A 20,331-nucleotide genomic window follows, 5' to 3' on the forward strand; every position below is an offset into this window, starting at 1 on the left:
TCTTCGGAGAGCGGACCGTCCTTAACAGTTGTGGGAGATGTCATGCCGGCAGGATCCAGTTCGAAGCGTGAGCGTCAGTACGAGCACATCAAGGAAGGCGCGCAGAAACGCGGTGCGTCTGCGGGGCGGGCGAAGGAAATCGCGGCGCGCACGGTCAACAAGGAGCGTGCGAGGTCGGGGGAGGCGAAGACGGCGAGCAAGACCTCCACGCGCGACAGCAAGTCTGCGTCTCAGCGTGGCGGCGAGCGCTCCCACAGCGGTGCGCAGGGCCCCACCAGGGACCAGCTCTACGAAGAGGCCAAAAAGAAGAACATCGAGGGCCGCTCCTCGATGAACAAGGACCAACTGCGCAAGGCAGTCGGACGCTGACTTCCTCCCGCGGTGCGCGGCCTTCATCGGAGCTCCTCGCTGGCAGTTGGGCGTCCGCCAAGAGCAGAGGAGCGAGCGGGCCGCACCGTGCGTCACCGACGAGAAGGGCATTCATGCGTACTGCTCGACGTTCCGCGTTTGTCAGCGACGCGTGAATCATGACCCAGTTCCGACGGGTGAAAAGTGACCCCCACTGCATCAGTTGATGTTGGTCATTCCCCGGTGTTGGCTGCGGGAACCCGTCCGAGATCGCGGCCGCGCATGCGGTAGCTGTCGCCCTTCAACGAGATGACCTCTGCGTGGTGGACGAGGCGGTCGATCATCGCGGCGGCGACGGTGTCGTCGCCGAAGACCTCGCCCCAGCGTCCGAAGGGCTTGTTGCTGGTCACGATCACCGAGGCGCGTTCGTAGCGGCCCGAGATGAACTGGAAGAACAGGTTCGCGGCCTCGGGTTCGAAGGGGGTGTAACCCACTTCGTCAACCACGATCAGCGGGATCCGACCGAGCCGGGTCAACTCGTCGCTGAGTCTGCCTGCTTGGTGGGCCTCGGCGAGGCGGGTAACCCATTGGGCAGCGGTGGCGAAGGCGACCCGGTGGCCAGCCTGGCAGGCCCGGATGCCGAGCCCGGTGGCGAGGTGGGTCTTGCCGGTGCCGGGCGGACCCAGGAAGATCACGTTCTCTTTCCCGACAACGAAGTCCAGCGTCCCCAGATGCGCGATGACCTCGCGTTTCACGGACCGCTGGTGATCGAAGTCGAAGTCCTCCAGCGACTTGCGAGAGGGGAAACGAGCCGCCCGGATGCGTCCCTCGGCGCCGTGCGAATCACGGGCGGCGACCTCCCGCTGCAGGCATGCGGCCAGATACTCCTCGTGGCTCCAGTCCTCGTCGCGGGCCCGCTCGGCGAGCCGGACGGCCGCATCCCGCAGGGCCGGGGCCTTCAACGCCTTGGTCAGATAGATGAGTTCGGAGCCGACATCGCGGCTGGTCCTGGCCGGGTTCGTGCCGTTCTTCGTACTCATCACGCTGCCCCTTCACCCGTGCTCAGCCCGCCGTCGATGACGCCGAAGATCCGGTCGTAGGTGTCCAGCGACCGCTCCTCGACCTCCGTCACGTCCACCGGCACCGCTTTCTTGGCGGCCGTCTTGCGGGCGGCAGCGGCAGCTGCCGCGTGGTCCGGGTCGGTGATCGTCTGGTGACGTGCCCAGCTGCGGGCATGGCGGGCGACCTCGACGCCGTCGCAGGTCACCAGGACCTGGTCCAGGTCGGCGGCTACCTCGATGCGACGGCCGACGGCCAGCGGATGCACCGAGTAGTCGCAGGTGTCCAGGCGGACATAGTGGTCCCGGGGCAGCCGCAGTGATGCCTTCCACCAGCCCGGCGGGGCGATCGGCGGCAGAGCCAGCATCCGGGAGCGGTCGGCCTCCAGCCGGTCCGCCGGGCGGGCCTGCAAGGTGCGGTGGATGCGCCGATTGGCCCTGGTCAGCCAGTCTGCGAGCTGGATGTTGAAGTCGGCCGGCGAGGTGAACACCCGCCCGGGCAGGAACGACGTCTCGAGATATCCGTTGGCCCGCTCGACCAGGCCCTTGGCCTCCGGATCCCGCGGCTTGCAGAGCAGGAACTTGATGCCCAGCAGCCCGGCGAACGCTGCGAATTCATCGGTCAGTTGAGGGCCGCCGGGCCGCCAGGAGCCGACGGCTCCCTCGTTGTCCCAGACCAGCACCCGGGGCACGGCGCCCAGCTCGGTCAGCAGCCGCCAGTGTCCGGCGATCAGGTCCGCCGCCGACCTGGAGGGCAGCATCCGGGCAGTGATCCACCGAGAGTAGCCCGCGACCATGACCAGCACCGGCGGCCGCCCGACCTGGCCGAAGCCGAGCGGGATGTCGGCCGGCGGGAACCACAGGTCGCACTGACCGATCTCGCCCGGCTCATAGACCGTCCGCGAGGCCGGATCCGCAGGCCGATAGGCCGGCCGCAGGTCTCGGATCCTGTCCTTGAGCACGGTCAGGCCCCGGTCCCAGCCGATCCGCTCGGCGATCACCGTCGCCGGCATCTCCGGCCACTGCTCGAGCAGTTCACGGATCTGCGGCTCGACCGCGTCCACGATCGAGCCCTTCGGCGCCCTTTGGTACTTCGGCGGCGCGTCGTCCGCGATCGCCCTGCGGACGGTGTTCCTTGAGATCCCCAGCTTCCTCGCGATCGCCCGCACCGGCATCTGCTCGGCCCGGTGAAGCCGGCGGATCTCCGCCCAGTCCTCCACGCTGATCACCACTCCTCCCGGCCTGACTCAACGAGCCAGCCCCCTGGAGGGGGTCAACTTTCAAGCGTCGCTACTGGTCTACTTTTCAGCCGTCGCCGACACGCGTTCACTCGTTGGCAACGCTGGCGCTCCGGTCCCACCCTGCGGGTCCCGCGTGGTGCCGACGATGTCGAGAGCACCAACCGAAGGTTCTTGCTGTACGGCGTCATGCCTCTGTGGTTCGTACCGGCTGTCGCCGACTGGGTGATGCACCGCCGTTCCGGTATCGAGAACACGAGCGGGGTGCGCGAATCAGCGATCCACGCCCTGATGATGACCGAGGCAGGCCTGCCGGTGGTCGCGGGCCTGACCGCCAAGGTGAACTCCCTGGTGCTGTCGCTCATGGGCGGCGCCGCGCTCGCGCACGGGGCCACAGCGCTGTGGGACGTGTCGCTGGCCACCGGAAAGCGTGAGGTGACGCCGGTCGAACAGCACATCCACAGCTTCCTCGAAGTCCTGCCGCTGACGGCCGCAGCCTTCACCACCTGCCTGCACTGGGACCAGGTCCGAGAAGCTCTCAGGGGCGGCAGCCGCGCCGACGACTGGAAGCTTCTGCCCAAGGAACGCCCGCTGTCCGCCGGGTACCTCGGCGCGATCGCCACCGGAGTCGGACTCTGCGTGGTCCTGCCCTACGCCGAGGAGATGATCCGATGCGTACGGGCTCGCCAGGGCGACAGTACCGATGACGCCGATAGCTGAAACAGCGCCTCCTAAGTGGTCGGCTCCGGAAGTCCTTCGGGGGTTGACTTGAGCACTCGTCTTGTGGAGTCCAGGTAGCGGAGCGGACGTGCCATCGGTGTCGATGCGTATGACGCCAGCGTGGCCCATCCGTACCGGCTGGGCGAGCTGGATGTGGACCGGTCTGTGGCAGGGATGTGCTCAGTTTCCGTCCATGGTTTGCGGGCTGGTTGGCCGCTGCGGGTCAGCCGCGCACGGCAGCCAGGCACTCGTCGTATAGGTCCATGATTTCGCCCTTGCCATCGTTGACGACCCACGTCATCGACGCGGCATCCAGGCAGGCGAACGCCGTCGCGATCACCGCGCGGGCCTTCGCACTCTCGTTGCCGGTAGCTGCGTCCAAGCGGGTCTCGATGAGCGGCAGCAGGTTCTCCTGGAACCGCAGTCGCTTTTCGAGCCAACCGGCACGCAGTGAGGCGGTGTTGTGCAGGAGGCGGAACCGCTCCAGGGCCTGTTCTCGGCTGTCGTGCAAGGCCAGTACGGCGGCAACCCCTGCGCGTAGGGCCTCCCAGACACCGGCATCGGCGGGCTGTTCGCTGATCGTGTCCGTCAGGACTTGCCCGAACCGGTCCTGGTTGCCGCCGAGAAGGTCCTCCTTGGTGCCGAAGTAGCGGAAGAGGGTGCGCTGGGAGACTCCGGCCTCTCGGGCGATCTGGGCGATGGTCGTCTCGTCGTAGCCCTGCTCGGTGAACAGGCGCAGAGCCGTCTCGAGGATCTCTTGGGAAGCCAGCTGCCTCGTCCGGTCCCACAGCGTGGTCGGTGCACCTGTCGCTGACTTGGCTTCCTGCTTCATGTCACCAGACTAGCCCAGCGCTGCCAGGCCGACAGTTACATCGCACTTGGCAGTGGCTGTCAGATTGTCATACGCTGCCAGGAGTGGTGGCGCAGTACCACCCCCTGCCCCCGGGCAGAGCCACTCGCCCCCGCCCAGAAGTGCGCAAAGGAGCACATCATGCCTGCACCCACAGCTTTGATCACCGGTGGAACGAGCGGCATCGGCAAGGCGACCGCCGAACTGCTCCACTCCCGCGGCTACCGCGTCATGGTCACCGGCCTCGGCAATGTCGCCGACGCCGGACTTCCCGAAGACGTCACGGCTGTCCGGGCCGACGCACGGTCCCTGCCGGACATCGACCAGGCGATAGACCAGGCGCGCCGGCAACTCGGCTCCCTGGACCTGCTCTTCCTCAACGCGGGCATCTCCCGCCCCGGCCCGATCGAGTCGACCGACGAACACATCTTCGACGCCCTGTTCGACATCAACGTCAAGGGAAACTTCTTCACCCTGCAAAAGGCGCTGCCGCTCCTCAATGAGGGCGCCTCGGTCGTGTTCACCGTTGGCGCCGCCGAAGGGCTCGGAGCCGCGATGACAGCAGCCAAGGGCGCTCTGCTGCCCCTCATGCGGTCCCTCGCGCTCGAACTCGCCCCCCGCCGCATCCGCGTCAACGCCGTCAGCCCAGGCTTGATCAACACCCCTGTCTACAGCAAGATGGGTGTCTCCCAGGTAATGATCGACTCCTGGGGCCGGGGCGTCCCGCTCGGCCGCGTCGGCGCTCCCGCCGACATCGCCGAAGCCGTGGCCTTCCTCGCCTCGGACGCCGCCGGCTACATCACCGGCGACAACCTCACCGTCTCTGGTGGCATCGGTGTTCACTCCAACGCCTGACGCGTAATTTGGCTCTGACCTGGAAGGTTCGCCGGGTCCGATGCTCAGGCTGTGGCCCTGGCGAACCGACGGCCCGTATGGGAAGCCGGCCCCGCCACTTCGCGCTCCACCACGGATAGATGGCCCGCCATCCTTCCATGCCCGTGTGCTCCGCCATGCCCTCGGAACTGACCGCTGCCGAGCGCCACCGGCTCAAGAAGATGGCCTACGGCCACAAGACCCCGCACCAGGCACGCCAGCGGGCGACGATCGTGCTCCTTGCAGCACGAGGCCGCAGCAACGCCTGGATCGCCGCCGAAACCCACGTGCACGTGGACACCGTGCGCCGTTGGCGCGGCCGATTCGCGGCCGGCCGGGTGCCCGCCCTGGCCGACCGCCGGCGGTCGGGGCGGCCTCCGACGTTCACCGCGCTGCAGATCGCCGAAGTCAAAACACTGGCCTGCCAGTTGCCCACCGAATCCGGAGCCCCGCTCTCGCGCTGGTCGTGCCCCGAGCTCGCACGAGAGGCCGTCACCCGGGCTATCACCGACACGATCTCCGCCTCCACTGTGCGCCGCTGGCTCAGGGACGACGCACTCAAGCCTTGGCAGCACCGTTCCTGGATCTTCATCCGCGACCCGAACTTCCGCGCCACCGCTCAACGGGCCCTGGATTCGTACGCGTGCATCTTCGATGGCGCCCCGCTCGGAGAAGACGAGTACGTCATCTCCGCGGACGAGAAGACCTCGCCTCCTTCTGACCCGGACACCGAACAGCGCATGCGCGCCCACCACGCCCGCGCCGCGCAGGCCCTGGGCGTCCAGACCGAGCCGGACGGGAGTTCTGGGGGGCCGGGCGCACCCTGGGAGCCCTGGCCTGCACCGCCGCCGACGCCCCGGCGTGGCTGCGGCTGGTGTCTGCCCCGGCCGACAAGGCCTCGGGGAAGTTGTGGGACGGCGCCCTGGACGCGCAGCACGCCTTCGGTGACCTCGACGGAGACCGGCCCGCGCTCTTGGGCGTGCACGACGCCTTCGACGACACCACCGCCTACCGGGCGGAACTGTCGGCCCGCGTCGACCAGCCGGTCCTGTCCGACGACCCGATCCTCCTGCACCACCTCCAGCTGCCGGATCCGGACTCCCGGTGGCAGGACCTCGCCGGGGTGCTGGAGAAGGTGGCGGCCGTCGACACCGTGCGCGTCGCCGTACGCCAGCAGTACATGGACCGGGCCATCCCGCAGTTCCTCGGGATCCCGGCCCCCGCCGTGACCCGCTGGACCACCGACCACGCGGACCTGCACTGGGCGAACCTCACCGCACCCCTGCAGATCCTTGACTGGGAAGGCTGGGGCCGCGCGCCAGAGGACTTCGACGCCGCCACCCTGTACGCCTATACGCTACTCCAGCCCAGCACCGCCGCCCGCGTCCGCGAGGTCTTCCCCATCCTTGGCAGCCCAGCCGGCCTAGCCGGCGAAGCGACGGTATGCGCTCAACTGCTCCAAACCGTGGCCCGCGGCGACAACCTCGCCCTCGAAGGCCCGTTGAAGCAGTGGGCCGGGGAACTGCACCGTCGCTGACCGAGCACGCCACACACTCCGGCGTCTGCTGCCTCGATGACCGTCTCAGGGCGCGGCGCGCGACGGGAGAGCGCATGCGGGACTGCGGAGGCATCCATAGGCTGGGGGTGCTCGGGGCGACTGCGGAGGTGGAGCATGCCCCGAACGATCCGGTCCGGCGCGATCAGCTTTGGCCTGGTCACGGTGCCGATCAACGTAGTGAGCGCGACCGAAGATCACAGCATCAGCTTTCACCAGTACCACCTGGAGGACATGGGCCGGGTGCGCTACCGCAAGGTGTGTGATCTGGAGGATTGCGAGGTCGACCAGTCCGCGATCGGCAAGGGCTACGAGTTGACCCGTGACCGGCTCATCCCGATCACGGACGAGGACTTGAGCAAGCTGCCGCTGCCGACGGCTAAGGCGATCGAGATCGACGCGTTCGTGCCGCTGGAGGACATCGACCCGATCCGCATGGGCGCCGGATACTACGTCGCCGTCGGCGGGCAGGTGGCCGCGAAGCCGTACAGACTCCTGGTCGAAGCGCTGCGCCGCTCCAGCCGGGTGGCCAACGCGAAGTACTCGAGCGGGCGCGAGCGACCGGGCATGCTCCGGGTCCGCGGCGACGCCCTGGTCCTGCAGGAGCTGCTGTGGCCGGACGAGATCCGCGATCCCACCGAGCTGCTCCCGCCGCCGATGGAGGCGTCCGAGGACGAGATCGAGGGCGCGCTCGTCCTCATGGACACGATGACGGTCGACGCGCTCGAGGGCGAGGAGTTCACCGACCGCTACACCGAGGCCATCGCCCAGATCATCGAGGCCAAGCGCGAGGACAAGCCGCTCCCCGAGGCGCCGGAGCCTGAGCAACCGGCCCAGGTGCTCGACCTCATGGCTGCGCTGAACGCTTCCGTAGAGAAGGCGAAGGAGACTCGCGGCAAGGACGCCGGGCCCGCCGAGGTGCACGAGCTGCCGAAGCCGAAGAAGAAGGCCGCCGCGAAGAAGCAGCTGGCGAAGAAGACAGGTCCCAGAAAGGCCGCGGCGAAGAAGGCGCCGGGCCGAAAGCCGCGCAGTGCCTGAGACGCGGCCGCGATGGTGGTTCGACATCCTGCCGAAGGGCGGAAGGGAAGGTTCGAGCGGTTCGCGGAGGCCGCATCGAACATAACCAGCTCGCCGGTGTTCTACCTGTTCTGTGTGCTGCTGGTCGCCTTCTTCCTGGCCGCGCATGTCGCAGGGCTCACGGTGCAGCAGCAATTGCTGGCCGGCGACCTGATGACGTGCGTGAATCTGCTGTTGCTCGCTCTGTTGAAGAACGCGGAGCGGCGCGCTGAGCGCGCGATCCAGCGTAAGTTGGATGCGATCGCGGCGGCGCTGCTCGAGCAGGGGGAAGGCGAGACCCGTAAGGCGCAGGAGGATCTTCGCCGGGCGATCCGGATGGAAGAGGACGTCTGATCTGCCTAGTCGAGGACGCCGAGTTCGGTATCGGGCCGGCAGTGGGGGCATGCCCATACCTGGCGCCGTAGCGCGTCGAGTGCCTGCTGCCGGGTCGCCGGGCGGCACCGGCCGCTCTTGGCGGCCGCCCAGCAGTTGCGGGTGTGCACGGCGTCGACGTTGCTGCGGTTGAGCCCGTACTGGATCAACCACTCCGGCTGCGGCGGCCGGCGCTCCTCGCCCTGCTGGCGCTCGCGCTCGAGCCGCTCCTCGTCGGCGATCCACCGGTCGATCAGGGCCAGCTGCCGGGTGCTCTGCTGCTCGACGACGCGGCGGGCGAACCGCAGCATGTCCAGACGCGAGGTCGGCTGGTTCACCTGCCCGCTCCTCTTGGTTGTGCCGTGTGCCCGTTTGCCGAAGAATTCGAACAAGCGCTCCAGTCTCGGTATGCATCGTGTAGAGCACCTCACCGACACCCAGGAGCGCGTCCTGCGGTGTATCCGGCAGGCGATCGCCGACCGTGGCGAGGCGCCGACCGTGTAGGAGATCGGGGAAGCGGTCGGCATGCGCAGCCGCTCCACCGTCGACTACCAGCTGGTCGAGCTGGAGACCAAGCAGGCGATCGTCCGGGAGCCGGGCCGGGCCAGAGGGATCCGGCTCGCCTTACCAGCGCGGGCCGCTACCACCTGCTGCTCGCGACGCCTGAGCGGTCGGTGCAGCACGGATGGTGGGGGAGTGAGGACGTGGCCTGCGGGAAGTTCCGCGACTGGGTCGGTACCGGCCCACCTTGAACGGCACCGTCATCGCGACCGGCAGCGCCTACCGGCTCGCCAGCACCCGCGCCTGCGGAGTGTCGAAACGTTCACGGGTTTGGACAGCGTTTGGGGCTGCCCGTGCGGTCCTCGCCGCCCGTTTTCAGCCCGAGGTGTTGCCGCTGCAGCGTCCCGCTGCGTTGTCACCGTGCGCCCGGTCTGTGCAGGTCAAGGAAGGACGGGCCGGCGAGTTCGGTGCGCAGGGCGGGGGCTTCCGCCATCGGGACGAGCGGGTCGGCGTGGGCGAGGACCCGTCGGACGCGCGCGGTTTCCCGGGAGTCGGGCCAGCGGGGCTGGTGGTCGGGGAGCACGGCGGGTGGTCGCGTGCCGGCCTCGGTTGTGGTGTTCACGAAGTGGGGTTTGAAGACCTCGTGCACGAGGACCGCGGCGTGGTTGGAGAAGGCGATCTCGTAGGCGCGGCCGGGAGCGCCGGCGGGAAGCAGGCCGAAGCGTTCGACGGTGAGGCCGGTGGCGAAGATCCGGCGGCGTTCGTACAGGCCCAAGCCGCGCGTGTGCAGGCCGAAGGGGGTGTCGCCATGGGGTATGACGTGTGCGGCGTAGGCCTGGCGGAAGGCGATCAGGTTCTCGCTGACCACGGCACCCGTGCGGTCACGCAGGCGGGAGCGGCGGATCCGCAGGTCCGGGTGGGGGCCGGGGCCGAAAACGTCGGTGAGGTGACCGGAGGTCCGCACAGCAGCCGGTCGGGCTCGGGCAGTACCTCGGCGGAGAGCGGGGAGTCCAAGAGAGATTGCAGCAGTACGGTCGTGGAGCCTTCGTTGCGCAGCATCATGCGGGTCGCCGACGGCAGCGCGGGGGGTTCGGCGAATTCGGGGTACGCGGACAATCGAATCACCCTTGGGTCGGTGATGGTCTCGTGGCGTGGGCGTGGAGGCACGTACGGCCGGTTCTGGCAGCGGGTCAGGCCTCTTCAGCGGGCTCCCGGCAGGCGGAGGCCTCGGCCACTACCTGGCCGATCAGTTTCGCGGCCGCCTCGGCCCCGTTGCCCGTCGGTGCGATGGCGCGGGACGCCTCCGCTGCCCGACGGCGGAAGGCCGCGGGTTCGTCGAAGGCTGTGCGCAGGATGGCGAGCAGGGTGTCGGCGTCGGGCTCGGTGGCCGTGGTGTATCCGAGGTGGTCGAGCCGGGTCATGGCTTCCCGCTCGTGATACTCGTCCCGTCCGCTGAGCAGGTAGTCGACCGGGGCGTCCATCACGGCGAGCTCGGTGACCGAGAGCCAGCCGGGGGCGAGAGGATGACCTTGGCGTGCTTGACCAAGGAGTACCAGTCGGAGACGTAGTCGAGGAGGACGACTCCGTCGACCTCCTCGGTGAACGTCTGGCGGCCGATCACGATCAGTCGCGCGTTCGGGTGGTCGGTGCGCAGCTTCTCGAAGGCGGTGAGGTACTCACCGAGCAGCCGTTCCTTGTTCTTGTTCTCGGTGAACATGGTGGTGCCGCCGAAGCCGACGATGGCGTACTCGGCGCCGTGCAAGCCGAAGCGGGCGTCGATCTCGGCGCGCGGTGCCGGATCGGCGGCGCATTCGTCGCGGACGATCGGGCCGACGACGTGGCCGTTGCCAGCCGCGAGGGCGCCGAACGCCGGGGCTGCCCGGTCGAGTTCGGGAATACTGGGCTGTCGGTGAGGACGGCGCGGGCCCGGCGGGTCACCCATGCGAAGAGTGTGGTGAGAGAGGTGCGGATGGCGTCGACTTCTTTGGGGTCGTCGAGGACGAAGCCGGCTTCCAGGAGGGAGGCGGTGCTGATCTGGCCGAGGTGAAGTCGTAGCGCTCGGTGATCAGGACGTAGGGGACACCGGAGATCTCGGCGGCCAGGCACGCGGCGACATTGAAATCGCTGACGATCACATCGGGTCGGACGGAGCCGGTCAGCGCGACTGCGGCGAGCATCCGGTCGCCGCTGGTGAACGTGCGGTTGAGGTAACCGGTGACGTACGAGTTCCAGTCGAAGCTTCGGGTGAGCTGCGAGGTGTTGGCGTGATCCCGCTGGTCGGATGCGGTGTGCACGTGCACACGGAGGCCCTCGAACATCGGGGTGAGCAGGGTGCTCTTGGAACCGAGGTACACATGCTGCTCCGACTCGGGGAACAGTGTGCGTACCTTCGCGGCCACTGCGAGGGCCCGCATGTTGTGGCCGGTGCCGGTCTCGGCCGGCAGGGGGAGGACCTTCGTCTGTGGCCCCTTTCGAGGTGAGAACGGGGCGATCGGATCAGGCGCTCGCCGGCTCCATCACGTACTGTCCGTAGCCGGATGAGGGTGAGAGCTCCTTGCCGAGCAGGGCCAGCTGCTCGCGGTCGATGTAGCCCATCCGGTAGGCGACCTCCTCCAGGCAGGAGATCCGAATACCCTGGCGCTTCTCCAGCACCTGTACGAACATCGCGGCCTCCCGGAGGCTGTCGTGGGTGCCGGTGTCGAACCAGGCCGAGCCGCGCCAACCGTCGGCGAACGGGCCGCCGATGACGAGGGCTTCGGCGATGCCGCCCGGTTTCCGCTGCACGGTGTAGGCGAGCGAGACGCCGAGGCGTTCACCGTCACCGAGGAGAGCCCGGTAGCTGTCGAGGTGCTCGGGGGCCGAGATGACCAGGTTCTCGGTGATGCCGGCCTGCATGAGCACGGACAGTGGGTAGTAGATCATCGGCTTGCCGTAGATCGGCAGCAACTGCTTGGAGTGCACGCTGGTGAGCGGCGCAGGCGGGTGCCGGAGCCGCCTGCGAGGATGATGCCTCGCATGGTTTCCCCCTTCGGGGCTGTTGGCACAGGGCGCCGGTTCGCTGGGCGCCGGGCCTTGGGCGGGTGAGGTGGGACAGGCAGTCAGCCGGCGTCGGCGCTCGTGCTCAAGTCGACGGTGCGGACACCGGGGCGACGGAGAGAAGGGGGCGCCAACAGTCGGTGTGCTCCCGGTACCAGGTGATGGTCTCGGCGAGGCCGTCCTCGAAGGCCACTTGGGGGCGGTAGGCGAGGGCGTGCAGCTTGGAGTCGTCGAGGGCGTAGCGGCGGTCGTGACCCTTGCGGTCGGCGACCGGGCGGACGGCGGACCAGTCGGCACCGCATCGACCGGGTCCGGGCCCGCGCCGATACCGGCCGGATGGCGAGACATTGAAGATTAGACAATATGGGTGACGTGCATCCCCCGACGTGACCGCGCCCTCACTTCACATCGACGATGAAATCCTCCATGAGCCCCGCAGAACCGTCCACGGTCTCCGCCACAGCAATCAGGGCCGACGGCAGTGGCTGGGAACAGCGACTGCCGCGACGCATCCGACGACGACCACGGCAAAGACCCGGCCCGGCACCTGCAGGGACCGCTTCCCGGGCGCCCGAAGACGTCCGAGCCGGGTCGCGGCTGATCAGCCAGCCGCCCTGTCGGAGCGACGCGGCGTCCGGTGTCCGCCCGATCTTCGTACGGGTGGACGGCGGGTCTGTGACCGCGTCGCGTCCGGCAGTGAGCAGCTGCCACAGCGCCCCGGGCGAGTCGACCTCTCCGGGAAGCCGGCGGCCCGTGTTGGTGACGGCGCTGCGTCCGCCGTCGCCGCCTGCCGGTCCCTGCTCCTTGTGTTCCACGAGCCCGTCCCTTGGCGGTCGTCGGTGGGGTGGTGTGTTGGTGTGGAAGGTGGCGCGCCGAGGGCTGTCGGTGCCGGAGTCGCCGATCAGGCAGAGCGGCTCACCCTTCTTGACCCACTCGCAGGCGGGAGCGGAGCAGGGTCTGTTACTCACCTTCGGGTGAACGCTGTCGTCGTGGTGGGGTGGCGGGGCCGGTGGATGGTTGCCTCAGGCCCGCATCCGCAAGGCGCCTAAGCCTGATATAGGGCTACTCCGGCATATTCAGGACTTAGATGGCTGTTACAGGCGTAAGTAACAGAAATATCCAGGATCAGTAACTCCTTTCGCATTTCCTCCGCAGCGCGGGGGTCGGGGTGCAGGGTGTGGCTGTGCGGCCGACCGGCAGCACACCAGCACAACTCACCCAGCCGGCCTGCGGTTTGCGGCCATGACCGGCTGTGTGTGGGCACCTCTTGTGAAGGAGGACCTCGTGTCCGCTTCTTCTTCCGTCCGTCGCCTGAGCGCCGTCGCTGCCACGGCGGCTGCTGTCGTGGGCGCGGTGGCGCTGCCGGCCGTGGCCGTCGACCACGACCCCGGCTACCCGCGTCATGCCGCGGTGCACATCAGCGGTGTGCAGTACGACTCCCCGGGCCGCGGCGACCGCTGGAACCGCTCTCTTAACCGGGAGTGGGTGGACATCACCAACTCAACGCGCCGGGCGGTGAACCTGGAGGGCTGGACTCTCTCGGACGAGGACGGTCGCACCTACACGTTCCGCCACGTGTGGCTGGAGGGCCGGGCGACGGTCCGGGTCCACACCGGTTTCGGCCGCGACACCCGTACGGACGTGTACCAGGACCGGCGCGGGAAGGTGTGGGACGACGACGGTGACACCGCGACCCTGCGCAACGACCGCGGCCGTTGCGTCGACGCCGTCTCCTGGGGCGGTGACCGCGACCACGACCGTGGCCACCCTGGCGGCTACCGTGACGACCACGGCGGCGACCGTCACTGACCCGACGGCGGATGGCGCCTGCTCATAGCCGGGCGACAGTGAGCAGGTCGTCTCCTCCGGTGTGGAGGAGACGACCTGTGGCCTACGGCGGGCTACTTGAACTTGGGGCGTTTCAAAAGTGCTCACGAGTCGCATCTGTAATTTGTTGAACCATGTGTCGTCGTAGGGGTCGACATAGCCGAGCATAGGTATTGCCAGTGCTGCGGCCCGCCGGCACAGCGCTGCGATCGCCGGGTTCGTGGAGACTGCGACGGTGTCGCCGGTGTAGGTCTGGACGCGCGCACTGATCCCCATGGCGTTCACGGTAGTGCCGGCCGACTTTGGACAGAACGGAATTTCGGGGCTGGTTCGCGGAGCATCACAGCCATTCGCTGAAGGTGGCGACGGTGACGGTGGCCTCGTAGCGGACGGTCGTAGCGAGTCGCGACGGCCCGGTGCCTCCTGAGACGGGTGTCAAGCGTCCACGGCCATTCGCAGTGCACCCATGCGCTGGCACGTCGCCTGATGCCGATGCGGCCCTCTGTTTGAGGTTAGACCCCACCACCGGAGATGCGCCACGCCGTACCGACCTTGGCCAGTTCGAGGCCTTGGCCGTTGGTGGCGTGGTTGGCCGCGATCGAGCGCTTCGCGCTGCGACCGGTACCGACCTTCATGTCCTGCGGGTACACCGTGGCCTTGGTGTTTTTCTTCCTGTCGTAGGTGACCTTGCGGACGTGGGCGTCGCGCAGTTGTGCGTACTCGCCGACGGGCAGGTTGTCGTGGTGCCGCTTGAGCGTGGCTGGGCAGTCACCCAACTGTTTCCGTAGCTGGTCGGTGAGCTGCTGGCAGGCAGCCGCGTAGTCGCGGTTGCCGAGGTCGTAGAGGTAGTTGTCGACGACGTTGCTGACACCAGTACCGCCGGTGCGGCTGCATGCCGTGCACGCGACCAGGACGGCCGCAGCCGCGATGACGAGGCTTCGTCTCATGGCTCATCTCCCGAAAGGGGCGCTGACCACAAACGGACTGTCCGTACGTCGGATCCGGTCGACAGCGAGCGTACGTGGCAAGCCGTAGTGCTGTCTGCCGAACTCGCTCACTGGGTCGCTTCGTCCGTGAGCACATGCAGCAGGCCGGCCGCTGACCCGCCAGCGGTCGATCAGGCGACTTCGAGATGCCGAACCACGGGGCGAGCTGGCGCAAAGTCAGGTCCGTGCGCCAGTACGCAACGACCAGCAGAATCCGGTCCTCCAGCGAGGCCCCACGGCCGGCCCTCGCGGACCGGATCAGCGCCTCGCGTCGTAGCGCGCTGATCAGCTTGCCAAACTGACCATGCTCAACCCCGTAAACGGGGTTATCCAGGACGGCTCGGACGCCGTGATCACACCAGCCACAGCGAGATCGTCTCAAAGATCGACGGCGTGGCACGATGACCACCATGTCAGGTCAGGTCTGGGTGTCACTCATATCGTTGGCGGCGTTGTCCTCGGCGGCATGCTGTCCTACCTCGTCCAGCACAGGACTCAACTGTCAGCGGAACGCGCTGAACGGCAACGGCAGCAGAACGCGCTGTCGGAGGCTCGGCGCGCGGAACACGGTCGGCGCTGCTGGAGCGGTTCATCGAGGTGGCTGCCGAGGCCGAACGCTCCGCGTTCAGCCGGCCTTCCGAGTTCGACCACACCCATCCCTGGCAGGTGAGGACCCAGGACGTCATGAACAGGTTGTGGGTCGGCGAGCGGCTCATCCGCATCCAGTTCCCCTGCCCGTGCACGACGCGGCACGTGCGTACTTCCTCGACCTCAACCGGACGGTGTGGGAAGGGCTCCCCGACGGCGAGAGCGTACGGGACTACCTGGAGGACAACCGGCTGACGTTCCTCGATGCCGCCCGAGCGGCCACGGGATAGCCCATCGCCAAGCCTGGAAGATCTTTGCAGAACAGCCCTTAGTTGGCAGAAGCGGTCGGAGCCGGTGTTCCTGGAGGTAGGTTCCCGGCGTCAGCAGCGACCGTCAGCACGTGGCCCTGGGCGACCGCGCGTTTCTCGGGGTTGACCGCGACGGCGGTCGCCTGAGCGGTGAAGTCCTTCGAGATGGTCACAGGAAGCATCGGCGTGTACTTCGTAGTCCCCGTGCGCACGCTCGCGATCTGCCGACGGGTCGGTGACGTCCGTATCTCCACCGTGTCGCGGACCGCCGCCCCGGTCAGCTTGGCCCACACCGTGTGACACCCGACGCTGTAGCGGATCTCCAGTTGCATGGGGCCGGCCCAGTCCTTCGCGAGGGTCCGTGCGTCGTCCGCGCACCCTGCGGCCTTCGGATCGAGGCCGTCGCACCCCTCGCCCGAACAGGAGGGTGTCGACGCCGCGTCGCCCGCACTGTGCACGGCCGACGCCTTCGCGCTTGTGTCGCCCTGCGTGGAGCCGCCGACCACCGAGGTGAGCAGCACCGAGACGACCGTGCCGGCCACGGTGACGAACAGCGAACCGAGCAGTGTCTGGGGTCCGTGCCCACGCACCCAGGCGAGGGCCCGCCGGGCGGGACCCGGGCCCTGACCGGGCTCGGGCGATGCTGCGCCAGGGTCCGAGTCCGGGTCCGCCGCCGTGGAACCGGGATCCCTGGCTCCGGTATCCGCGCGCCCCGGATCCCCGGATCCGGCATCCCCGGGCCCGGGATCCACGGACCCTCCGTTCGGTAACGATCCGCCGTTTCCGTCCGCCATGGCTCCCCCTCCCGCGCCGGAACATCCCTGCCCGTCAAGCCCGGTCGTTATCCCCGGCACCCCACACGGCCCGTCGCGCGCGTTACGCGAAAGCTCTTTCCTCTCCACTCACACACCATGCGCATCTGCCCGACATCGCCACGCCTTCTCCCAACTACGCACCTGAGACCGTCATTTGATGCCCTATGACTGGGGGTCGTCTACAACTGACGCAGGGCATCAGGCAGCGTGCAAGTGCTGGCGCTGGTGCCGCAGTAGCGGACACCCCCAGCGGACTCGGACTCGGACCCGGGGCCGGCTCGGGCTGAAGCCTCGACTGTGCCTGCCGCCCAGCTTGAGGTGCCAGCGGCGGTGCCGGTGGAGTCCGGTGGGCCGGTGGAGTTCGAGCGGGTGGTGCCTGCGAGTGGGAATCTGCAGGTCGCGGGCAAGCAGTTCTGGTTGGGTCCGGCCCGCTCGGGGCTGACGGTGACGTTCTGGGCAGACACCTCGGTGATCCATCTGCTGATCGCGGGAGCACGGATCAAGACCGTGCGGTCGCACTTGTCGGTGGCGGATCTGGGACGGCTGGCGGTCCGGGGCGGGCGTGTGGCCGGTCCGGCCCCGCTGCCGGCCGGTGACGGGGCGGCGTCCGAGGTGGACCGGGTGGTGAACAACAGTGGCCTGGTGGGTCTCGGCGGGCACCAGGTGCCGGCAGCGGAGATCCTCGGCGGCCGCCAGGTGGGCATCCGCATCGACGGTGAGACGCTGTCGTTCTTCGATCCGTCCTCGCGGGAACTGCTGCGGGTGCGGCCCAACCCGCTGACCAGCGAGGAAGTCCGCAGGCTGCGGGGGCCTGCGGCCGGCTGGCCCGCCCCCGCGTCCAGGCATCGAGCCCGTGCGTGTGCAGCGGCGGGTCAGCGCGGTGGGCACCGTCATGGTCTGCCGGCAGGTCGTCTCCCTCGGCCGCCCCTACGCAGGGCAGACCGTGACCGTGCACGTCTCGGACACAACGATCACCGTCGAGCTGGACGGCCAGGTCCGGGTCATCCGCCGGACGACCGACGTCCCGGTCCGTAACGTGAAAGCGAACAAGCCCCACGGGGCTCCCTACGTTGTCTAGGCCCACCGTCAAGCACCACCCGGGACAGAACGTCAGGCATCGGCTGGGATCCGACAGTTGAAGGTCGTGGGGCTCGTGTGGGTCGCGGCTGGGATGCTCGTCCCGGTTGGGGGTGTGATCGGTAGGAGGTGATCGTCCGTCAGCGGTGGACCTCGGCGTTCGTCAACACGAGGAGCGCCCGCAGCAGCGTGGTCGCATGTCGGGCGTTCATGCGGACCTTGGTGAGGATCGCCAGTTCTTCAGGTCGGCGAAGCCGTGCTCGTTCGCCGCTCCGTCGCGGCTGACCCGCCGGTTCGCCTCCGTCTGGGCGGCGGTGAGCGGATGGCCCCCGCAGAGTCACCTTCCCGGCCGGAACCGTCGACGGGTTGGCAACCACACGCATCATGCCGATCATCAGCCACATCCCTCGGCGGCCGGTCATCACCGGTGCTTCCGCAGCAGCGCGAGACGGCGTTTTGGACCATCCGCCATCGTGGCCGGCCGGTGGGCAGGCCGTCGGCGCCGATCGTTTGGGAGCAGCGGCCCCACAGCACGCCGCGCAGGTCGCGGTCCTCGCGGAGTTCGTCCCAGTAGCCGAGTTGCAGGCGCCGTCGGGGCCGTGTGTGCCGCGCAGCGATAACAGCAGGTCGGGGTGTTCGCCTTCGCGGCTGGTGAGGTAGGGCACGAGCCGGCTCATGATGGGGCTTGAAGGGCTGGTGGGGTGGGCGGTCATCGGCTGATCTTCCATCGGTATGCGGTTACGGGTGGGAGTGGGCGGCAGTCGCCGTGGTGCCGCTGGAGGCGTTCCAGCGTCTGATGCGGGTTCGTCCGGCACGGGGCCGGCTCGTGTACGTGTCATGACCCGAGCTGGCTGGCGTCCCGCGGTCATCTGCTGTCCGCGGGGTCCCTGGTCGCCGGGGGCTCAGGAGCGCTCGTCAGCGGCGGCGACGGCGTCCGGTGAGGGAACATCGCGCGTGGATGCGGCCTGCGCTGGCGGCGCCAGCGGAGGTCCTGACCTGGCCGTGGGGCACCGAGTCCTCGCCGTCTCTGATCGGCTGGTCGCACACCAGGCACATCTCCACGCCGGTCAGTGCCTCGTAGTGGTCGCACAGGGCCATGAGGGAGCGGGCCAGTTTCCGGGCGTAGGCCACAGCCCGGTGCGGCCCATCGCCGGCTGTGGCCCGCAGCTTGGCGCGGGCCTCGCCGATGCAGGCGAGCGCGCAGTACCGGGGCACGTCGTCCTCCGGCAGCTTTTCGGCCGCTTGTTCGATCTTCGGGATGATCAACTGCATGTGGCCGCGCATCTGACCGGTCAGCCCGGCCAACTTCTCGTCCTTCAACGATGCGGTGTCCGGCCCGATCAGTCGGCTGGCGCTGTCCCGCATCATCTCGACGTCCACCGGTGGCGTTCCGGTTTGCGTTCCGGGGATGCCGTTCGTCGGGCAGTACCTGCCGTGCGGTGCAGGCGGCACGCGCAGAGCGGCAGTTGGGCGTTCAGTAACTCGTGTGCGGGCTCGAAACCGTAGGGTACGGTCACCGTGGCGTGTGGCGGCGTCACGATGCCCTCGCGTGTGACGGTGTAGACGCGGAGCATCGTTTTGGCGCTTGTCGGGCGCTTGAGGGGGCGGGCGGTACCGTTCGTCATGTCGACGCTCCTAGTCAGCGTTGGCCACGCCCCGGGACCGTCGTGAGCGGTCGCCGGGGTCGTGCGGTCTTCGACCGTAGAAGCGGCGATGGGAGGGCAGGGGCACAGATTGTGCCCCTTACCTTCATGCGGCCAAGAGGCCCAGTTTTATTGCGAGTTGGGATGCCCGTCGGCGCCGGGCCGGGTTCTTCGACTCGGTTTCTTCGAGGACGATTCGCTTCGCGTAGCCGTTGTACTTGATCGTCTCGGGGGCTGCCTCGTGCGCTTGGTTCAACGTGGCGAGCGCGGCGTCCGGTTGTCCGTCGAGGTGGTAACCGCGAGCCTCCTCGATGCGATGTCGGGCCCGGCGCGGCCTGGACGGGATCGTGGCGGCATCCGCCGCAGCGGCCTGACGCACCGACTCGCCGCCCTGGTGGAGCTCGACAGCCACCGTGACGGCGTGCGCGCCCATGATGGCCCGGGAGAAGGAGGTGACAGGGTGGAGTAGTCCTCAGGCAGCCGGGCTGCCATCTCACGTGCCTGGTCCCAGTACCGCCACGCCGTGCCGGTCTGACCGCGCCGGGCCGCTGTGTATCCGGCCTCGAAGGTCAGCGCACCGGTGATCGCGATAACCTCGTGGGAAGCGTCGGGCAGGAGCGGTTCAAGATAGGCGAGGGTTTCGAGGTTCACCGCGTCCGCAGCCTCAAAGTGCCCTGGCCCCGCATCCCGGTGGGCCTGGCCCGCCAGCCAGGCGGCAACCCCGATCGCGTGCGCGTCCTCCGACTCCTGCGCAGCGACCAGTCCCCGCTCGGCCACCCGCCACAACAGGGCAGCATCGGGCTGGTAGGCCACGAAGAACTGGGTCAGTGAATAGACCTCGGCCAGCACGGCCTGCGCGGCTCTCCGGCCTGCGCCGGTCTCGGCCTGCCGCACGGCCAGCTGTGCGTCGCCGATCAGGCCCGGCAGGAGTGCTCCGATCACCTCGCGGTGGTTCGGCGCCGAGTGTCGCGCCGACCAGGCCCGTGCAAGACGTGCCTGAAGGTGCGCGGCCGGCGGCGCCGCGCGCTGCGTGGTCACCGGGAAGGCGTCGACCGCAGCCTTCACAGCGGGGAGCCGTGGGTGGCCGGGGCCGGTGAACAGGTGGGTGTGCATGGACTGGCTGCCGGTGAGATCCGCCAGATCCCGCACGCGCAGCACTTCGGCGATGCGCAGGATCATGTCGAGCTTGGGTGTCCCCAGGCGACCGGTCTCGATGCCCTTGACCCAGGAACCGGACTTACCGACCAGCCCACCGAGCTGTTCTCGGGTCATACCCCTGCGCGTGCGCAGGATCTGCAGGCGTTGGCCGAACACCAGCGGGTCGGCGTACGGGTTGGGGGATGCATCTTGAGACATCACGGCTTTGCCCCTCCTGGCACCTTTGTCACTGCCAGGGTAGGGGCCAGGTCCGGTCTCGGGTGCGATTCCCTACGCGCGCTCCTCACCCGTACGTGATCGCGCGGGTCGGATGGCGCGTTTC

General features: G+C 68.5%; 21 protein-coding genes and 5 pseudogenes. 11 read left to right on the forward strand and 15 right to left on the reverse strand.

The features are described 5' to 3' along the window. Window positions 1-42: 42 nt before the first annotated feature. Window positions 43-369: a plasmid stabilization protein gene (locus ACFY2Z_RS30795; RefSeq protein ID WP_390747345.1), complete on the forward strand. Its 327-nt coding sequence runs from the start codon at window positions 43-45 to the stop codon at window positions 367-369. Between the two features lie 212 nt (window positions 370-581). On the opposite strand, the gene istB is transcribed toward ACFY2Z_RS30795, so the two are convergent. Beyond that, a complete protein-coding gene (istB, locus tag ACFY2Z_RS30800; protein WP_390747346.1) occupies window positions 582-1,388 on the reverse strand; it encodes an IS21-like element helper ATPase IstB in 807 nt (268 codons plus the stop codon). Next, window positions 1,388-2,635 carry an IS21 family transposase gene (gene istA, locus ACFY2Z_RS30805; RefSeq protein ID WP_390747347.1) on the reverse strand — a complete coding sequence of 416 codons (1,248 nt, stop codon included), beginning with the start codon at window positions 2,633-2,635 and terminating at the stop codon, window positions 1,388-1,390. The genes istB and istA overlap by 1 nt, the downstream gene beginning before the upstream one ends. 198 nt (window positions 2,636-2,833) lie before the next feature. Here istA and ACFY2Z_RS30810 point away from each other — a divergent pair, with 198 nt between their 5' ends. Beyond that, complete coding sequence (locus ACFY2Z_RS30810) at window positions 2,834-3,364, forward strand: diguanylate cyclase (RefSeq protein WP_390747348.1); 531 nt, start codon at window positions 2,834-2,836, stop codon at window positions 3,362-3,364. Window positions 3,365-3,587: 223 nt separating this feature from the next. On the opposite strand, the gene ACFY2Z_RS30815 is transcribed toward ACFY2Z_RS30810, so the two are convergent. After that, window positions 3,588-4,196 carry a TetR/AcrR family transcriptional regulator gene (locus ACFY2Z_RS30815; protein WP_390747349.1) on the reverse strand — a complete coding sequence of 203 codons (609 nt, stop codon included), beginning with the start codon at window positions 4,194-4,196 and terminating at the stop codon, window positions 3,588-3,590. A 159-nt stretch (window positions 4,197-4,355) separates the two neighbouring features. Between ACFY2Z_RS30815 and ACFY2Z_RS30820 the strand changes: the two genes are divergently transcribed. The 5 genes and pseudogenes from ACFY2Z_RS30820 to ACFY2Z_RS30840 all read left to right on the forward strand — a co-directional run bounded on the left by ACFY2Z_RS30820 (window position 4,356) and on the right by ACFY2Z_RS30840 (window position 8,052). Further along, window positions 4,356-5,069 (forward strand): SDR family NAD(P)-dependent oxidoreductase, encoded by a 714-nt coding sequence (locus tag ACFY2Z_RS30820; RefSeq protein WP_390747350.1) that lies wholly within the window; start codon window positions 4,356-4,358, stop codon window positions 5,067-5,069. Window positions 5,070-5,269: 200 nt separating this feature from the next. After that, window positions 5,270-5,620, forward strand: a pseudogene (locus tag ACFY2Z_RS30825) (helix-turn-helix domain-containing protein); the annotation flags it as partial. A 341-nt stretch (window positions 5,621-5,961) separates the two neighbouring features. After that, window positions 5,962-6,624, forward strand: coding sequence for a hypothetical protein (locus ACFY2Z_RS30830; RefSeq protein WP_390747423.1), 663 nt, complete (start codon window positions 5,962-5,964; stop codon window positions 6,622-6,624). A 135-nt stretch (window positions 6,625-6,759) separates the two neighbouring features. Then, window positions 6,760-7,680: a Ku protein gene (locus ACFY2Z_RS30835; RefSeq protein ID WP_390747351.1), complete on the forward strand. Its 921-nt coding sequence runs from the start codon at window positions 6,760-6,762 to the stop codon at window positions 7,678-7,680. A gap of 12 nt (window positions 7,681-7,692) precedes the next feature. After that, window positions 7,693-8,052 carry a low affinity iron permease family protein gene (locus ACFY2Z_RS30840; RefSeq protein WP_390747352.1) on the forward strand — a complete coding sequence of 120 codons (360 nt, stop codon included), beginning with the start codon at window positions 7,693-7,695 and terminating at the stop codon, window positions 8,050-8,052. Between the two features lie 5 nt (window positions 8,053-8,057). On the opposite strand, the gene ACFY2Z_RS30845 is transcribed toward ACFY2Z_RS30840, so the two are convergent. Then, complete coding sequence (locus ACFY2Z_RS30845; RefSeq protein ID WP_390747353.1) at window positions 8,058-8,408, reverse strand: DUF6233 domain-containing protein; 351 nt, start codon at window positions 8,406-8,408, stop codon at window positions 8,058-8,060. A gap of 169 nt (window positions 8,409-8,577) precedes the next feature. Between ACFY2Z_RS30845 and ACFY2Z_RS30850 the strand changes: the two are divergent. Next, a pseudogene (locus tag ACFY2Z_RS30850) lies at window positions 8,578-8,670 on the forward strand (hypothetical protein); the annotation flags it as partial. 316 nt (window positions 8,671-8,986) lie between these two features. Here the strand turns inward: ACFY2Z_RS30850 and ACFY2Z_RS30855 are convergent. The 5 genes and pseudogenes from ACFY2Z_RS30855 to ACFY2Z_RS30875 form a co-directional block, all read right to left on the reverse strand. Further along, window positions 8,987-9,535: a hypothetical protein gene (locus ACFY2Z_RS30855; RefSeq protein WP_390747354.1), complete on the reverse strand. Its 549-nt coding sequence runs from the start codon at window positions 9,533-9,535 to the stop codon at window positions 8,987-8,989. A 226-nt stretch (window positions 9,536-9,761) separates the two neighbouring features. Next, window positions 9,762-10,055: a hypothetical protein gene (locus tag ACFY2Z_RS30860; protein ID WP_390747355.1), complete on the reverse strand. Its 294-nt coding sequence runs from the start codon at window positions 10,053-10,055 to the stop codon at window positions 9,762-9,764. Then, a complete protein-coding gene (locus tag ACFY2Z_RS30865) occupies window positions 10,052-10,513 on the reverse strand; it encodes a hypothetical protein (protein WP_390747356.1) in 462 nt (153 codons plus the stop codon). The genes ACFY2Z_RS30860 and ACFY2Z_RS30865 overlap by 4 nt, the downstream gene beginning before the upstream one ends. Further along, window positions 10,506-10,985: a hypothetical protein gene (locus ACFY2Z_RS30870; RefSeq protein WP_390747357.1), complete on the reverse strand. Its 480-nt coding sequence runs from the start codon at window positions 10,983-10,985 to the stop codon at window positions 10,506-10,508. Before ACFY2Z_RS30870 ends, ACFY2Z_RS30865 begins: the two co-directional genes overlap by 8 nt. Window positions 10,986-11,067: 82 nt before the next feature. Then, window positions 11,068-11,588, reverse strand: a pseudogene (locus ACFY2Z_RS30875) (sugar phosphate nucleotidyltransferase). A 1,303-nt stretch (window positions 11,589-12,891) separates the two neighbouring features. On the opposite strand from ACFY2Z_RS30875, the gene ACFY2Z_RS30880 reads away from it, so the two are divergent. Beyond that, window positions 12,892-13,416, forward strand: coding sequence for a lamin tail domain-containing protein (locus tag ACFY2Z_RS30880; protein ID WP_390747358.1), 525 nt, complete (start codon window positions 12,892-12,894; stop codon window positions 13,414-13,416). Window positions 13,417-13,946: 530 nt separating this feature from the next. Here ACFY2Z_RS30880 and ACFY2Z_RS30885 read toward each other — a convergent pair. Next, a complete protein-coding gene (locus tag ACFY2Z_RS30885) occupies window positions 13,947-14,381 on the reverse strand; it encodes a hypothetical protein (protein WP_390747424.1) in 435 nt (144 codons plus the stop codon). A 175-nt stretch (window positions 14,382-14,556) separates the two neighbouring features. Then, window positions 14,557-14,786 (reverse strand): annotated as a pseudogene (locus ACFY2Z_RS30890) (transposase family protein); the annotation flags it as partial. A gap of 371 nt (window positions 14,787-15,157) precedes the next feature. Here ACFY2Z_RS30890 and ACFY2Z_RS30895 point away from each other — a divergent pair. Further along, window positions 15,158-15,298 carry a hypothetical protein gene (locus tag ACFY2Z_RS30895; protein WP_390747359.1) on the forward strand — a complete coding sequence of 47 codons (141 nt, stop codon included), beginning with the start codon at window positions 15,158-15,160 and terminating at the stop codon, window positions 15,296-15,298. A 38-nt stretch (window positions 15,299-15,336) separates the two neighbouring features. Here the strand turns inward: ACFY2Z_RS30895 and ACFY2Z_RS30900 are convergent, their stop codons facing one another. Next, window positions 15,337-15,906, reverse strand: a complete 570-nt coding sequence (locus tag ACFY2Z_RS30900) for a DUF2690 domain-containing protein (protein WP_390747360.1) — start codon at window positions 15,904-15,906, stop codon at window positions 15,337-15,339. A gap of 1,078 nt (window positions 15,907-16,984) precedes the next feature. On the opposite strand from ACFY2Z_RS30900, the gene ACFY2Z_RS30905 reads away from it, so the two are divergent. Then, complete coding sequence (locus tag ACFY2Z_RS30905) at window positions 16,985-17,209, forward strand: hypothetical protein (protein ID WP_390747361.1); 225 nt, start codon at window positions 16,985-16,987, stop codon at window positions 17,207-17,209. Between the two features lie 139 nt (window positions 17,210-17,348). On the opposite strand, the gene ACFY2Z_RS30910 is transcribed toward ACFY2Z_RS30905, so the two are convergent. From ACFY2Z_RS30910 to ACFY2Z_RS30920, 3 genes and pseudogenes are all read right to left on the reverse strand, one after another. Next, on the reverse strand, window positions 17,349-17,936 hold the full coding sequence (locus ACFY2Z_RS30910; RefSeq protein WP_390747362.1) for a hypothetical protein: 588 nt from the start codon (window positions 17,934-17,936) through the stop codon (window positions 17,349-17,351). A gap of 187 nt (window positions 17,937-18,123) precedes the next feature. Next, window positions 18,124-18,588, reverse strand: coding sequence for a DUF6415 family natural product biosynthesis protein (locus ACFY2Z_RS30915; protein WP_390747363.1), 465 nt, complete (start codon window positions 18,586-18,588; stop codon window positions 18,124-18,126). Between the two features lie 369 nt (window positions 18,589-18,957). Then, window positions 18,958-20,207 (reverse strand): annotated as a pseudogene (locus ACFY2Z_RS30920) (helix-turn-helix domain-containing protein). Between the last annotated feature and the right edge of the window lie 124 nt (window positions 20,208-20,331).

The organism is Streptomyces sp. NPDC001222 (assembly GCF_042896945.1).
Classification (GTDB): Bacteria; Actinomycetota; Actinomycetes; order Streptomycetales; family Streptomycetaceae; genus Streptomyces; species Streptomyces gibsoniae.